The sequence below is a fragment of the Acidisoma sp. 7E03 genome, assembly GCF_054665075.1.
On record NZ_BAAFHE010000003.1, the window covers coordinates 385,762 to 398,956 of the forward strand.

General features: G+C 67.3%; 7 protein-coding genes and 1 pseudogene. 3 read left to right on the forward strand and 5 right to left on the reverse strand.

All coding sequences use genetic code 11. The annotated features are described in order from the left end of the window. The first annotated feature begins 290 nt into the window (after positions 1-290). On the forward strand, positions 291-4,115 hold the full coding sequence (locus tag ACYQ6W_RS07165) for a glycosyltransferase (RefSeq protein WP_459674448.1): 3,825 nt from the start codon (positions 291-293) through the stop codon (positions 4,113-4,115). Between the two features lie 16 nt (positions 4,116-4,131). On the opposite strand, the gene ntrX is transcribed toward ACYQ6W_RS07165, so the two are convergent. The 5 genes from ntrX to dusB form a co-directional block, all read right to left on the reverse strand. Then, positions 4,132-5,523: a nitrogen assimilation response regulator NtrX gene (ntrX, locus tag ACYQ6W_RS07170; RefSeq protein ID WP_459674449.1), complete on the reverse strand. Its 1,392-nt coding sequence runs from the start codon at positions 5,521-5,523 to the stop codon at positions 4,132-4,134. Beyond that, the gene (locus tag ACYQ6W_RS07175) at positions 5,513-7,747 is read right to left on the reverse strand and encodes a sensor histidine kinase NtrY-like (protein ID WP_459674468.1); all 2,235 of its coding nucleotides are present in this window, start codon (positions 7,745-7,747) and stop codon (positions 5,513-5,515) included. The genes ntrX and ACYQ6W_RS07175 overlap by 11 nt, the downstream gene beginning before the upstream one ends. A 76-nt stretch (positions 7,748-7,823) precedes the next feature. Then, positions 7,824-9,269, reverse strand: coding sequence for a nitrogen regulation protein NR(I) (gene ntrC / locus ACYQ6W_RS07180; RefSeq protein WP_459674450.1), 1,446 nt, complete (start codon positions 9,267-9,269; stop codon positions 7,824-7,826). After that, entirely contained in the window at positions 9,266-10,426 is a 1,161-nt protein-coding gene (locus ACYQ6W_RS07185) for a two-component system sensor histidine kinase NtrB (protein WP_459674451.1), read from the reverse strand. The genes ntrC and ACYQ6W_RS07185 overlap by 4 nt, the downstream gene beginning before the upstream one ends. After that, positions 10,423-11,499 carry a tRNA dihydrouridine synthase DusB gene (gene dusB / locus ACYQ6W_RS07190; RefSeq protein ID WP_459674452.1) on the reverse strand — a complete coding sequence of 359 codons (1,077 nt, stop codon included), beginning with the start codon at positions 11,497-11,499 and terminating at the stop codon, positions 10,423-10,425. The genes ACYQ6W_RS07185 and dusB overlap by 4 nt, the downstream gene beginning before the upstream one ends. 126 nt (positions 11,500-11,625) lie before the next feature. Between dusB and ispF the strand changes: the two are divergent. Both ispF and ACYQ6W_RS07200 read left to right on the forward strand, forming a co-directional pair. Continuing rightward, positions 11,626-12,126: pseudogene (ispF, locus tag ACYQ6W_RS07195) on the forward strand (2-C-methyl-D-erythritol 2,4-cyclodiphosphate synthase); the annotation flags it as partial. An 8-nt stretch (positions 12,127-12,134) separates the two neighbouring features. Then, on the forward strand, positions 12,135-13,160 hold the full coding sequence (locus ACYQ6W_RS07200) for a lysine-2,3-aminomutase-like protein (RefSeq protein ID WP_459674453.1): 1,026 nt from the start codon (positions 12,135-12,137) through the stop codon (positions 13,158-13,160). The last annotated feature ends 35 nt before the right edge of the window (positions 13,161-13,195 follow it).

Here is a 13,195-nt window from a genome sequence, read left to right on the forward strand (position 1 = left end):
CAGGACAAGCGCGCGCCGTTCCGCCGCGAGATGCGCCGCCATGCCGGAAGACGACATTTTTTGTTGTTAATCCGTTACGTATGCTCTAATCAAACGCCGAGGAACCGGCGGCTGACCGCTTAACAATTAAGACAATCTTAGCATGTCCCTTCTAAGAGGGACTGACCGGGCCTCGTCGAAGCCAACGTCCATCGATCGTCGCGCCCAGGCCGCGCCCAGAGGGCAAGCCATGGGCATGATAGGCCCATTGAGTTCGCTACCCGGTCCCATGCGAAAGTTCCCGGTCATCCATGAGCCTGAAAGACCGCAAGAAACAGCCGACCGCCCCCCGCGCCGCTCTTGATGTCGCGCGCCCGTCTCGAAAGACGACACGCAGCGCGCCCGCCGCCAGCCCACCTCCTCCGCGGCAGGAGGATGACGGCTTTTCCATCGATTTTTATCGCAACTTCTACGGCGATCTTCACGATTTGACGCCAGCTCAGGCCGCCGCCCATTGGCGAACCTTCGGCCGTGGTGAGGATCGCTTTCCCAATGCGCAGGCGGTGATCGATGCTTGCCGTCGTCAAGGTCGCTCGCTGCCGCCCGACTTCGACGGTCTGTTGTATCATCTCCTCAATCCGCACGCGCTGCCGAGCGCAACGGCCGACATGATCGCCGAAGCGCACTATCTCGCCATCGGGCGCGATCTCGGGCTCCCCTATCGTCCCGAAGATCACAACTTCGTCCGCGATCTTTATCTGGATGCCGAGTCACCCTACAGCTTCAACCTCCGGACCGAAGCTCTGGCCGGGACGGCGCCTCTCTTCCAATCACCGCGGCAGCTTCTGGCCGCCGCCGGAATTGGCGCCACCGACATCCTCTCCGCCTTCAGCACGACGGATTACATCGTGGCGCATGGCGGGCTCGGCCTCCGCCGCGGCGCGCAATGCCTGCATCACTTCGTCATGCGGGGCCTGGACGACGGCGCACCCATCCGCTTCGATCTGCTGTTCGACGCCGCTTTCTATCGGGACGTCAATCGCGAACTTGCTGATCTGAACGATCGAGACGTCTATCGGCATTGGCTGAACCACGGGCTCGCGCGTGACGAGCCGCCCAATGCGGCGCGGTTTCTCGGCAAGCTGCTGCTGCACCGGACGGACCACTACCCCACCGGCTTCAACCCCGAGATCTACGCGGCGATGAACCCCGACCTCGCGGATACCGTCGTCGGACCCTGGCGCCTCCTGCAGCACTGCATCGTGCACGGCATCGTCGAAGAGCGCAGCGGGACCCAACCGTATCAGGAGAATGCCGATCTCTTCCGCGCCGCCGCCGATCTACAAGCGATCGCCGGTCAACTCGGCATCGCGCAGCGGCTCTACGAGACGACGCTGCGCGCCGACCCCACGCACGTCACCGCGCGCCGCCACTACGCCGACTGTCTGTTCCGGCAAAGAAACTTCCATGCCGCAGCGGAACAGTTCCAGGCTCTGATGACGACCGGTTCGGATACGATTTGGACCTATCTCAACCTCGCGACCTGCCTGATCGAACTCCGCGCCTGGCAGGACGCGGCGGGTACCATCCGCAAGCTCGCCGAGCAACGGCCGGGAGACCTCGGCGTGCAGCGCCGCTTGCGCGACATCTGCCGCAGCGGCTACGACGCCTTGCGTGCCGAAGCGCTGTGGTATGCGGAGCACGGTTTCGAAAACGAGGCACGCGCCGCGATCGCTCAGGCGATGGCCGTGCTCGACTGTTTGACGATGCATCGCGACCACCTCGAGACGCTGCCCACGCGGCCGCTGCGCTCAGTCGCCATCGTCGCCGACCTCGGGCTCAGCCAATGTCGCTTCTATCGCGTGGAGCAGAAGCGCGCCCAGCTCGAGACACTTGGTATTGAGAGCGCGATCTTTGACTTTCACAGCGACACCGAGGCCTTCCTGCGGCGGCTCAGTACCTTCGACGCCGTCATCTTCTATCGTGTCACGGCGACGCCCGATATCGTTCAGGCGATCGACGCCACGCGCGCGGCCGGCAAGCCCAGCTTCTACGAGATCGACGATCTTATGTTCGACGCCAAACGCTTTCCCGACTCCTTCGAGAGCTATGGCGGCCAGATCACACGTTCACTTTACGCCACGCTGGTCATCGCGCCGGCGCAGTTGCGCGCCGCGATGGCGCTTTGCGATTTCGCCGTTGCCTCGACACCCGCGCTCGCCCGGCAGATGGCAACCGTCCTGGGCAAGGAGCGGGTCTTCCTGCATCGCAACGCCCTGCACGAACCGCATGAGGCGCTGCTGCGCGCGGCACCGCCGCCGGCATCCGGCGGACGGGTCAAGATTTTCTACGGCAGCGGCACGAAGGCTCATAATGAGGATTTCGACGCATTCGCGGCGCCGGCTCTGCTCCGCGTCCTTCAGGAACAGCCGCAGGTCGATCTCGTCATCGTCGGCTATCTCACCCTGCCGCCGAGCTTCGCCCCCTTCCGCAGCCGCATCACCCGCATCGACCCGATCTGGGACATCGCCCTCTACTGGCAGGTGATGGCGACGGCGGACATCGCGATCGCCGTGCTGAAGCCCGGCCTCATCGCCGACTGCAAGAGCGAGATCAAATGGCTGGAGGCTGCGCTACTCGCCATTCCCTCCGTGGTGACGGCAACCGAGACCTATCGCGAGGTGGTGGAGGCCGGCCGCACCGGGCTGCTCGCGACGACGCCCGAGGAATGGCACGCGGCGCTAACCCGTCTCGTCACACAGCCGGAGCTCCGCCGCAGCATCGGCCGAGCGGCACGGGAACGCGTCCTGCGCGGCTACGGGCGGCCCGCGATGGCGCAATCCCTCGGCCGACTCCTCGGCCATCGGCCGGCGGCACTGGTGGCGGGGAAAGGCCGCCAGCGTCTGCTCCTCGTCAACGTCTTTTTCCCACCCCAGGCCGTGGGCGGCGCCACCCGCGTCGTCTGCGACAATGCCCGCGATCTGCAGCGCCTCTTCCCCGATGATGTCGAGATCGAGATCTTCACCACCCTCGAGGGCAGCCTCGATCCCTATCGTTGCGCGACCACCCTGTGGCAGGGCGTGCCCGTTCAATCGGTGACGACGCCGGACGACCCAGCCATCGACCACCGCATCCGCGACGAAGGGATGGTCGCCGCCTTCGCCGCCTGCGTCGACCGGTTCCAGCCTGACGTCATCCATTTCCACTGTCTGCAGCGCCTGACGGCCGCGATCTGCGAGGTGCCGCTGCAACGCAAGATTCCCTATGTCATCACCGCCCACGACGGCTGGTGGATTTCGGATCAGCAATTCCTGGTCGACGACGCGGGCGTGGTCACTCTGTACGACTACCGGCACCCTCTGGAGGAAGCGGCGCGCCACGGGGCACGGCGCCTTGCCCGCATGCAGCTGCTGCGCCAGGTGATCGACGGCGCGGCGGAATTCCTGACCGTCTCGGCGCCCTTCGCGGCTTTGCACGAAAAAGCCGGGCTGCGCCGCCCGCGGGTCATCGAAAACGGTCTCCCGCCCATCACCTTCCATCCGCGCAGCCCCTCCGCCACGGGCCGTGTCCGCCTCGCCCATATCGGCGGGATCGGCTTGCACAAGGGCTATCCCCTGATCCAGTCGGCCCTCATCGCCGAGCCGTTCCGCCATCTCGAACTGCTGGTGATCGATCACGCCATGCTGCCGGGGCAGGAAACGACGAGCAGCTGGGGCACCACCCCGGTGACCTTCCGCGGCAAGACGCCGCAATCCCATATCGCGGATCTCTACCGCGATATCGACGTTCTGCTCGCCCCCTCCGTCTGGCCGGAGAGCTTCGGTCTCGTGGTCCGAGAAGCGCTGCAGGCAGGCTGCTGGGTCGTCACCTCGGATCGGGGGGCCATCGGCGCGCCAGTGACGCCGGCCTGCGGCTTCGTCGTTCCCGTCGATCGTGACGATGCGCTGCGCGCCGCGCTGCGGGACATCGACGCGCGCCCCGCCCGCTATCTGGGGCCGCTCGAAAAACGCCCCGTGTTGCGTCCGGCGGAAGACCAGGCTCGCGCCCTCGCGGCGCTCTACGCTGAGGTGACGTCACGCCCCGTCGCACAGAGCGAAGAGCGCATCGCAGCGCCGATCGGCGGTCGCGCGGCCTGATCGCACGGGCCGCGGGTCACCCCCGCTCGTCGATGGTGACGCCGAGCTGTTTCAGCTTGCGGTGCAGTGCACTCCGCTCCATGCCGACGAAAGCGGCAGTCTTGCTGATGTTGCCGCCGAGCCGCAGCAGCTGCGCCTGGAGATACTGGATCTCGAAGAGGTCGCGCGCTTCACGCAGCGTCAGCCCCATCATGTCGGCCCCGGATTCGAGGCTGAGCAGCTTCGGCGCATGCGCGCCGATTTCGGGCGGCAGCACTTCGGCGCGGATCGGATCGTTGGCGCTACCCGGAGCCATGATGAGCAGCCAATCCATGAGGTTGCGGAGCTGACGCACATTGCCGGGCCAGTCATAGGCCTGCAAAGCGGTCATCGCATCGGCCGCCAGTTCCCTCGGCGCCATGCCTGCGCTCTCCGCCGCACGGGCGAGGAAGTATTCCGCCAGCATCGGCACGTCCTCGCGCCGCTGGCGCAGCGCCGGCACCAGTAGGGGCACCACCGCCAGCCGGTAATACAGATCCTCGCGGAAACGGCCGGCCGCAATCTCGGCCTGGAGGTCGCGATTGGTCGTCGCGATCACGCGCACGTCGACGCTGACGCGGGATGAGCCGCCGACACGCTGGAAGGCCTGATCCTGCAGGGCCCGCACGATCTTGCCTTGGGTTTCCAGCGGCATGTCCGCCACCTCATCCAGCAGCAGGGTGCCGCCATGGGCGCGTTCCAGCACGCCGGCGCGGCGCGGCTCGCGATTGGGGCCGTTCACCGCTTCCACCCCGAACAGCTCCTCCTCGAAACGGCTGGGGTTGAGAATGGCGCAATTCAGCGCAACGAAGGGCTGGTCCGACCGGCGGGACAGCGCATGGATCATGCGCGCCGCCACTTCCTTGCCGACGCCGGCCGGCCCGCTGATCAGCACGCGCGAACCGGTGGGCGCCACACGTTCGATCGCCCCGCGCAGGGCCTGCATCGGAGCACTTTCGCCCAGCAGGCTGTTCTCGGCCCCGATGCGCAGCTTCAGCTCGGCATTCTCCGCCGCCAGCCGCGCGGCTTCGAGGGCGCGCCGCACCATCAGCAGCAGCCGGTCTGACTTGAACGGCTTTTCGATGAAGTCGTAGGCGCCCTTCTGGATGGCGGCGACCGCCGTTTCGATGGTGCCATGGCCCGAGATCATCATCACCGGCACCTGCGGCTCCTCCTTGGAGAGGACGTCGAGAATGCCGAGACCATCGAGCCGCGAGTTGCGCAGCCAGATGTCGAGGATCACGAGGCTGGGCCTCCGCGCCTGGAACGCCGCGATCGCCTCGTCCGAATTCGACGCCTGGCGCGTGCTGTAGCCCTCGTCCCTCAGCACGCCGTCGATGAGCATCCGGATGTCCGGCTCGTCATCGACGATAAGAATGTCAGCAGCCATCATCCCTCGCCACGATCACCTCGGCCGGCTCCGCCGTCGCATCCGCCGGCAGCACCAGCGTCGCGACCGCTCCCGGCCCGGGCTTACGGTCTTCCAAGATAAGCCGGCCTTCGTGATCCTCCATCACCTTCTTGACGATGGCGAGACCGAGGCCCGTGCCTTTTTCCTTCGTCGTCACATAGGGTTCCGTCAAATGCGCGCGTTCGGCGTCGGGCAGGCCGATGCCGTCATCGGCGACGCTGACATGCACCTCCGTGCCGATCTGCGCGACGGTTAGAACGATCTCCCCGGCTCCCGGACGAGTCGCGATCGCATCCGCGGCATTTTGCAGAAGGTTGGTCAAAGCCTGGCCGATCAGCCGGCGGTCGCAGGCGGCCATCACGCCGCCCGAGGGAATCTCGGCAACGAAACGAATGTCCGGGCGCGCATGCTGCTGCAGCATCAGCGCGTCGCGCGCCACCTGCCCAATGTCTTCGCTGTGGATGACCGGCTGCGGCATGCGCGCAAAGGCCGAGAACTCATCCACCATGCGGCCGATGTCGCCCACCTGGCGCACGATCGTATCGGCGCATTGCGCGAAGGTTTCCGGATCCGACTGAATTTCCTTGAGGAAGCGGCGTTTCAGCCGCTCCGCCGAAAGCTGGATCGGCGTCAGCGGATTCTTGATCTCATGCGCGATGCGCCGCGCAACGTCGGACCACGCCGCCTTGCGCTGTGCGGAAGCGAGTTCCGTGATGTCGTCGAAGGTGATGACGAAGCCGTCCACCCGGTCCTCGGTCATCTCGGCGCCGAGGCGGACGTTGAGCAGGCGCCGGCTGGCCGCAGGGCCGATGGCGATTTCGGCGCGGCGCGGCCGCTCCGGGTTGGCGCGCACCGCCTCGATGAGCGGTTCGAATTCCGGCACCAGGTCGGCCAGCGGCTGGCCGAGCGCCGCCATCAAATCCGCGCTCAGCAGATGCGAGGCGGCCCGGTTCGGCAGTTCGATCCGGCCCGTCCGGTCGAGCCCGATGACACCGGCGGAGACCCCGCCCAGCACGGCCTCGGTGAAGCGGCGGCGCTCGTCGATCTGGCTATAGGCCTGCATGAGTTCCGAACGCTGCGCATCTAGCTGACCGGTCATGCGGTTGAAGGCGCGCGTGAGGCCGGCGATCTCGTCCTCGCGCCGGCTTTCCGGCAGGCGCACGGCGAGGTCGCCGGAGCGAATGCGCTCGGCCGCCCGGATGAGCCGCCCGACCGGACGCGCGATCTGATTGGCGAAGACGAGGCCGACCAGCACGGCCGCCGAGAGCACCAGCAGGGCCACCATCGCGAAGATGACGACGAAGGTGATCTGCAGGCTGTGCCGGTTGGATTCCAGCCGGTGATACTCCTGCACCGCCGCCGCCGTATGCGCCATATGCGCGAGGATCGAGGGATCGACCGGCTTCTGGATCATCAGCATGAGGGGCGGTGTGGAGGGCAGCTGCACCAGGCCGCTGACCGTCGTCCCGTCCTTCGAGCCGAGCACCACGACGTCCCCGTTATGGGCGACCGAGATCGCCCAGTGCGGCGGCAATTCCGTCGTCAGTCCGCCCATGTAGCCGGCGGACGCCACGACCTGACCGCTGCTGGGGACGAAGATGATCGCCTCGGTCAAGCCTCGCAGCGACACCTGGGTCTCCAGGAACTGCCCAAAATTCTGCATGTCGCTGGTAATGAAGGGTCCGGCGCGGGCCATGTCGTCCGCCATGGCAAAGGCATCCGTGCGGATTTCGTCCTTGTGCTCCGTCAGATAGCCCTGCGCCACCTGCATGCTCTCGTCGAGCGCCGTGCGCACGCGCTCGTTGAACCAGGCCTGAATGCCGAGTTGGAAGAAGACCGTCGCGAAGATCGCGACGACGATGGTGGGCGTGACCGCGACGACGCTGAAGAGCAGCACGAGCTGCGCCTGGATGCGCGAGCCGGCCGAGCCGCGTCGGCGTTCGCGGTAGACGCGCAACACCCGCACCAGCACCGCCGTCGCCAGAAGCAGCAGCACGATGAAATTGGCGGGGACGAGGGCAATGATCTCGTCCTGGGTCAGGCCCAGCGAGGAGCCGCCGGAGAGCACCACGAAGGTCGCGCAGGCGAGCAGCAGGGCCGTGGTCGCCAGCACCAGCGTCATCGTGCGGCCGAAGGCGATGCGCAGCACGGCGCGGAGGCGCGGCCATTTCTTGTTGGGCCCTTCGTCGCCGACGAGCGACATGGCGGGGTTGGGCGTATTGCTGATCAGCATTGGCGAGGCTCGCCCCGTCTCCCGGCGGTTTGGTAGTCGCGGCGCGTCAGGCGACCCCGCGCACGACGGGGACCTCAAGATCCCTGATCTTCTTACGCAGCGTGTTGCGATTCAACCCGAGCATGGCCGCCGCCTTGATCTGGTTGCCGCGCGTCGCAAGCAGCGTGAGCTGAATCAGCGGCCGTTCGACCTCGGCGATCACTCGGTCATAGATGTCGTTACCGACCAGCCCTTCCTCGTGCGCCGCCAGGAACTGGCGGATATGCCGCTCCATGACGCGCGCCATCGGCTCGGTGCCGTCACCGCCCTGCTCGTCCATCGCGGGCGGCGCTTCGGCGAGTTCACGTTCCAGCGAGTCGCCCGTGATCGTCTCCTCCGCATGGAGCGCAGCCATCCGGCGCATCAGGTTTTCGAGTTCCCGCACATTGCCCGGCCAACGATAGGCGCGCAGACGATCGACTGCGGCGCTGTCCAGCGTCTTGTACGGCAGGCCGTCGGCACGCGCGCGGTCGAGGAAATGGCGGGCGAGGAGCGGAATGTCCTCCACCCGCTCCCGCAGGGGTGGCAGGCGGATGGGCACGACGTTGAGGCGGTAGAAGAGATCCTCGCGGAACAGCCCCTGGCGGATGGCGGCGCGCAGGTCGCGATGGGTCGCGGCAATGATGCGCACATTGGCGCGCACCGGCTGCCGGCCGCCGACGGCGGTGAATTCGCCCTCCTGCAGCACGCGCAGCAGGCGGGTCTGCGCCTCCTGCGGCATGTCGCCGATTTCGTCCAGGAACAGCGTGCCGCCCGCGGCCTGTTCGAAACGGCCCTGGTTGCGGCTGGTCGCCCCGGTGAAGGCGCCGCGCTCATGGCCGAACAACTCGCTTTCGATCAGCTCGCGCGGGATCGCCGCCATGTTGATGGCGACGAAGGGACCGCCGCGCCTGCGGCCGTAATCGTGCAGCGCCCGCGCCACGAGTTCTTTGCCCGTGCCGGATTCGCCGTTGATCATCACGGTGAGGTCCGTCGTCGTGAGACGCGCGACGGTGCGGTAGATCTCCTGCATCGCGGCGCTGCGGCCGATCAGCGGCAGACGCTCATCCGAATCCGTGGGCTCGGGCGGCGGCTGTTCGCCGGAGGCCGAGGGCGTCGCGAGGGCGCGATCGACCACGGCCAGCAATTCGCGCAGGTCGAAGGGCTTGGGCAGATATTCGAAGGCGCCGCGCTGCGTCGCCTTCACCGCCGTCATCAGCGTGGACTGCGCGCTCATCACCACGACGCGCAGATCCGGCCGCAGGCGGCGGATGCGGGGGATGAGATCCAGCCCGTTCTCGTCCGGCATCACGACGTCGGTGATCACGAGATCGCCCTCACCATCCTCCACCCAGCGCCACAGCGTCGCGGCATTGCCGGTGGTGCGCACCTGATAGCCGGATCGGCCGAGCGCCTGGGTCAGCACGGTGCGAATCGACCGATCGTCGTCGGCAATCAGAACGGTCGGTGTCATTGGTCATCCTCCTCGGCCAGCATCGGCAGATGCAGCCGGAACTCTGTCCGCCCGGGGCGGCTTTCCACTTCGATGAGGCCGCCATGATCGGCGATGATCTTGGCGACGAGCGCGAGACCCAGGCCCTGGCCGGAGGGCTTGGAGCTCACGAAGGGTTCGAAGAGATGCGGACGAATGTCGTCCGGAATGCCCGGGCCATTGTCCCTTACGGTTACCAGCAGCGGCAGTTCCACGCGGTTGTCGGGGTCCGTCGTCGGGCTCGCGAGGCGCAGCCCGTGCTGGTAGCGGGTGATCAGCGTCACCTCGCCCTCCGATGCCCCGGAAGCGACCAGCGAATCGACCGCGTTCTTCACCAGATTGAGCAGCACCTGAACCAGCTGGTCCCGGTTGCCCCAGACCGGCGGCAGGGAGGGATCGTAGCTTTCGCTGAACCGGATGCCCTCGCCGAAGCCGCTGCGGGCGAGCCGCCGCACATGCTCCAGCACCCGGTGGATGTTCACCGCCTCCATGGCCACCGGCTTTTCGCCGAAGATCTCCATGCGATCGACCAGCGCGCGGATACGGTCGGCCTCGTCGCGGATCAGGACGGTCAGTTCCTGGTCCCGCTCGGCGACGCTGCTTTCCAGCAGCTGGGCCGCGCCGCGAATACCCGACAGCGGGTTCTTGATCTCATGCGCCAGGATCGCCGCCATGCCGGTGATGCTGCGCGCCGCATTGCGCGCGGCGATCTGCCGATCGAGCGACCGCACCGTGGTGCTGTCCTGCAGGACCAGAAGGACGCAGCTCGGGTCTTCGGCCAGCGTCGTGCCCTGGACGCTGATGCCGGTCTTGCGGAGACGCGGACCGTCGAAGGACAGATCGTGATCGGCGATCGAACTGGCCCCCGTGCGCAGCTGGTTCACCATGAGGAAGAGCGGGCTGTCCTCGGGCAGGATGTCGTCCAGCGACATCTGCGCCAGCTGCGGGAAGGAAATGCCTAGAAACTGCTCGGCCGCGGAATTGGCGAAGGTGAAGCGGTTGTCTTCCGAGAGCACGACGACGGCGACGGGCAGCGCCGAGAGGATCGCGTTCGGTTCGGGCAACTGCGACGAGGGCACCGGGTTGCGCCGAACGACGGAGAGGACGGTGCGCCGTACCGCCTTGGTCACCCCGCTCATGCCGCCTCCGCAAGCACCGCGGACTTGTCCGGCGGCGGGGCCTCCACCCCGCGCGCGATGAGCGGATCGAAGAATCCGTCGATCAGCCCCAGCACCACGGCGCGCTCGCTCGCCCGCATCACCTGGGAGCGGAACTCCGCGGAGCCGGGCAAGCCGCGCGAATACCAAGCCAGATGCTTGCGGGCCAAGCGCAGGCCAGGAAGTTCGCCGAAATGGCTCAGCATCAGCTCGTAATGCGTGAGCAGGATCTGCTTGCGGGCCGCGAGATCGGGCTCGGGCTTGGTTTCACCCGTCGCCAGAAAATGCGCCACATTGTCGAGGAACCAGGGCCGGCCGTAGCAGCCGCGGCCGATCATCACGCCGTCCGCCCCCGAAAGGCGCAGGGCTTCGGCCGCATCCTCCTCCACCACGATGTCGCCATTGGCGATGACGGGCAGGGAGACCGCCTCCTTCACCTGGCGGATGAAGGCCCAATCGGCACGGCCGGTGTAGAACATCTGACGCGTGCGCCCATGCACCGTCAGCATGCGGATGCCGGATTCTTCTGCGATCTTGGCGAGCCGCGGGGCGTTGAGGCTGTTATGGTCCCAGCCCATCCGCATCTTGAGCGTGACCGGCACATCGACGGCGCGCACCGTCGCTTCCAGGATGCGGGCGGCCCCGATCTCGTCGCGCATCAGCGCCGATCCCGCCATCTGCCCCACCGCGACCTTCTTCACCGGGCAGCCGAAATTGATGTCGATGATATTGGCGCCGAGGCCCACCGCAATCTTCGCGGCTTCGGCCATGGCCTGCGGGTCGCAGCCCGCGAGTTGCACGGAATTCGGGCCGTTTCCCTGGGCGATCTTCGCCATGCGCAGGGTCGCCTGATTTTCTCGCACCATCGCCCAGGAGGCGATCATCTCCGACACCACGAGTCCGGCGCCGAGATCGCGCGCCATGGTGCGGAACGGCAGGTCCGTCACGCCGGAAAGCGGTGCCAGGATCACCGGGGTTTCGATCACGGGGTTGCCGCGACCGCCAAGCGCGATCGGCTTCACCGCCGGGGTCGGGAAGCGCTGGTCTGTGGTCACTGAGTTGCCCATGAATTGTGCAGATACAGCACCAGCGGGTTGACGCGCAATCGGGCAGAGACGAGTTTGCGCCCTCCGCACCCCCTGCCGCTCACATGGTGACCAATGACTGACGCCTCCTCCCTCCCTGCCTTTCTGACGCGCACCGGCTCGGGCTACGACGTGCATGCGCTGGAGGCAGGCCGCCCCCTCATCCTCTGCGGCGTGACCGTGCCGCACGAGAAGGGCTTGGCCGGCCATTCCGATGCCGATGTCGGCATCCACGCCCTCTGCGATGCGATCTATGGTGCGCTTGCCGATGGCGATATCGGCCGTCACTTCCCGCCCTCCGAGGCGCAGTGGAAGGATGCGGATAGCGCCTGCTTCCTGCGCCATGCAGCCGAGCGCATCGCCGGGCGGGGCGGCCTGCTGGTGAATGCCGACGTCACCCTGATCTGCGAACAGCCGAAAATCACGCCGCATGCACCCGCCATGCGCGCGCGCCTCGCCGAGCTGCTGGGCGTGCCCCTGGGCCGCATCTCGGTGAAGGCGACGACGACCGAGAAGCTCGGCTTCACCGGCCGGAAAGAGGGCATCGCCTGCATGGCGGCGGTTTCCATTCTCGTCCCCGCCGGGGACATCGGCTGAGCCGGCCGATGGGCGCCGAGACCATCCGCGACGTCGGTGGGCTGATCCGCGCGGGACTCGCGACGGAGGCCGACCGGGCGTCTCTCGCGGCGGTGGGGGCGCGCTATGCCGTCGCGATCCCCAGCACGGTCCGCGGCCTCATCGATCAGCCCGACGACGTCATCGGGCGACAGTTCGTCCCGGACGCCGCGGAACTGGTGGAAGCGCCCCATGAGCGCGCCGACCCGATCGGCGACGACGCCCTCTCGCCCATCCCCGGCATCGTGCATCGCTATGCCGACCGCGTGCTGCTGAAACCGCTTCTCGTCTGCCCGGTCTATTGCCGCTTCTGCTTCCGGCGCGAGCATGTGGGACCCGATGGTGGCCTGCTGACGGAAGCGCAGCTGGAGGCGGCCTATGCCTATATCGCGGACCGCGCTGGCCTCCGCGAAGTGATCCTTACGGGCGGCGACCCCTTGATGCTGTCCCCCCGGCGCCTCCGCGCCATCATGGAGCGGCTAGCGGCTATCCCCCATGTCGAGACGATCCGCCTGCATTCCCGCCTGCCGCTGACCGCGCCGGAGCGGCTGACCGAGGCGATGGCCGAGGCGCTCGACGTAGAGCGACCCGTCTGGCTCGTGCTGCATGCCAACCACGCGCGCGAATTCACACCCGAAGGACGGGCCGCCCTGCGGCGTGTGCAGCGCCGCGGCATTCCCGTGCTCGGCCAGTCGGTGCTGTTGCGCGGCGTCAACGACACGGCCGAGGCGCTGGAAGGCCTGTTCCGCGCCATGCTGGCCGCGCGCGTGAAACCCTATTACCTGCACCAGCTGGACCCAGCCCCCGGCACCGCCCGCTTCCATGTGCCCATCGCCGAGGGCCAGGCGCTGCTGCGGCAGCTGCGTGGCCGCGTCACCGGCCTTGCCTGGCCGACCTATGTGCTCGACATCCCGGGCGGCCACGGCAAGGTGCCGATCGGCCCGGGCTACCTGGAGGGGGCGAGCACGGTGCAGGACCCTGCGGGTATCACCCATCGGCTGCACGCAGCCCCTTGAGCTTGCCCATAGGGGGCTGAGAGGTTACAAGCCCC

What these genes read in the sequence shown, in the direction of transcription:
- ACYQ6W_RS07165 (WP_459674448.1), top strand. Translation starts at nt 291, where the DNA reads ATGAGCCTGAAAGACCGCAAGAAACAGCCGACCGCCCCCCGCGCCGCT.
- ntrX (WP_459674449.1), bottom strand. Translation starts at nt 5,523, where the DNA reads ATGGCTGCTGACATTCTTATCGTCGATGACGAGCCGGACATCCGGATG.
- ACYQ6W_RS07175 (WP_459674468.1), bottom strand. Translation starts at nt 7,747, where the DNA reads ATGTCGCTCGTCGGCGACGAAGGGCCCAACAAGAAATGGCCGCGCCTC.
- ntrC (WP_459674450.1), bottom strand. Translation starts at nt 9,269, where the DNA reads ATGACACCGACCGTTCTGATTGCCGACGACGATCGGTCGATTCGCACC.
- ACYQ6W_RS07185 (WP_459674451.1), bottom strand. Translation starts at nt 10,426, where the DNA reads ATGAGCGGGGTGACCAAGGCGGTACGGCGCACCGTCCTCTCCGTCGTT.
- ACYQ6W_RS07200 (WP_459674453.1), top strand. Translation starts at nt 12,135, where the DNA reads ATGGGCGCCGAGACCATCCGCGACGTCGGTGGGCTGATCCGCGCGGGA.